Here is a 2,332-nt window from a genome sequence, read left to right as displayed (position 1 = left end):
GATACCTCCCCGACGGACTCATCGAATTCCTCGGCCGCAACGACCGCCAAATCAAAATCCTCGGCCAGCGCATCGAACCCGAGGAAATCGAAGCCACCCTGCGCGCCCACCCCGCCATCACCGCCGCGGCCATCACCACCCACCCCGCAGCCGACGGCCAAACCCACCGGCTCGCCGCCTACATCGTCTGCCACGACGACCCCGTCCCCACCGCCGAACTCCGCACCTGGCTGTCACAACGACTGCCGAAACACATGCAGCCCCGCTGGATCGAACACCTCGACACCCTCCCCCTGACCGCCCAGGGAAAGGTGAACCGCCAAGCCCTCCCGGCACCCACAGACGACCGCCCCGAACTGACCGCCCCCTTCACCGCCCCACTGCCCGGCGTGGAGGAACTCCTGGCCGACATCTGGTCCCGCGTCCTGGGGGTGTCACGGATCGGCCGCCACGACAACTTCTTCGACCTGGGCGGCGACTCCATCCGCAGCATCCAGATCCTCGGCCAAGCCCGCGACGCCGGACTCGAATTCACCCTGCAGGACCTGAACCGCCGGCCCACACTCGCCGAACTGTCCGGCGTAACGCACCACACCGCCGCCAGGGAGCGGCGTCCAGCCCTCGAACCGTTCTCGCTGCTGTCGGCCGAGGACCGGGAGCGGCTGCCGGAGGGGCTGGCGGACGCCTACCCGATGGCCGAGCTCCAGGTCGGCATGGTCTACGAGATGGAGCTTGATCAGGATCGTCGGCCGTACCACAACGTGGACGGCCTGCGGCTGGCGGGGCCGTTCGACGAGGCCAGGTTCCGGGACGCGGTGGCCCGGGTGGTGGAGCGGCATCCGATTCTGCGGACCTCGTTCGACCTGAGCGGCTACAGCGAACCGATGCAGCTGGTCCACCCCACCGCCGAGCTGCCGTTCACGGTCGTGGACCTGCGCGGGATGGATCGGGTCGAGCAGCGCGTGGTGCTGGCCGACCATGTGCGGGCCGAGCAGCGGCACACCTTCGACCTGGCGGTCGCACCGCTGTGCCGGATGGCGGTGCACATCGTCGACGACGACGCCTTCCAGTGGACGGTGACCGAGCACCACGCCATTCTCGACGGCTGGAGCATGGCCTCCACGCTGACGGAGATCAACGCCCTGTACCGCGCGTTGCTGGCGGGCGAGGACCCGGCCGTGGAGCCGTTGCGATCCACCTACGGCGACTTCATCGCCGCCGAACGTCAGGCGCTCCGGTCCGAGGAGGACAAGGACTTCTGGCTGCGGCAACTCGACGACCGGCCTGACGGCCGGCTGCCGCGCTGGCCCATCGACGGTTCTTTCCCGATCGGCGAGACCGTACCCGGTGAACGGCACAAGCGCGACGAGAGCCAGGGGCACGGTGCCCTGACAACCGTTCTCTCCGAGGATCTGCTGATCCGCCTGGAGGAGTTCGCCAGGCGGTGCGGGGTGCCGTTCAAGACGGTGGTGCTGGCGGCGCATCTGCGGGTGATGAGTCTGATCACCGGCACCTCGGACGTGCTGGTCGGGCTCACCGCCAACGGCCGCCTGGAGGAGACCGACGGTGCGGACGTCCGTGGTCTGTTCCTGAATACGGTGCCGTTCCGGCTCCGGCTGCCCGAGGGCACCTGGCAGGACCTGGTGCGGGCGGTATCGGAGGCGGAGCAGGACCTGCTGCCGCATCGGCGGTATCCGATGTCGGCGCTGCAACGCGCGCTCGGTGGCGAGCCGCTCTTCGAGGTCGATTTCAACTACAACCATTTCCACCAGTTCGGTGGGCTCGCCGACGAGGGCGCGCTGGCTCTGACCGACCCCGACGCCGAGGTGCCCGGTGTGGCGCGGACCAACTTCCCGCTGGGAGTGTCGGTCAGCCGCGAACCCGGCGTCGAAGGGCTGCGGCTCGAACTGGACTACGACGCCAGGCAGTTCCCCGCCGAGCAGATCACCGTCCTGCGCGACTACCACCTGCGCGCCCTGGAGGCGATGGTCGCCGACCCGGTCGCCTCGCGGGTGAACACACCGCTGCTCGGCGCGGCGGAACAGGCGCTGTTGGCGTCGTGGAACGACACCGCCGTGGCCTGCGCCGACGTCCCCGTTCACGAACTGCTCCGCGAACAGGTCCAGCGCACCCCCGACGCGATCGCCATCGAGGACGGCCCCACCCACCTGACATTCACCGACCTGGACACCAGCAGCGACCAACTGGCCCACCGGCTGACCCACCACGGCGTACGGCAAGGCGACATCGTCGGAATCTACCTGCGCCCCGGAGCCGGCGCGCTGATCGCCGTATGGGCCATCTGGAAAGCCGGGGCCGCGTTCTTGACCCT

Annotated in this window: 1 protein-coding gene; it reads left to right on the top strand. The window is 69.2% G+C overall.

What is annotated here, in order from left to right; genetic code table 11:
- The coding region (locus ACIN94_RS32735; protein ID WP_400714902.1) for a condensation domain-containing protein at positions 1-2,332 on the top strand (2,332 nt) is incomplete at both ends.

The sequence above is a fragment of the Streptosporangium sp. NPDC087985 genome (genome assembly GCF_044741965.1).
Classification (GTDB): Bacteria; Actinomycetota; Actinomycetes; order Streptosporangiales; family Streptosporangiaceae; genus Streptosporangium.
Note: the sequence above shows the minus strand (reverse complement) of the source record. Positions and strands in the feature narration are given on the sequence as shown.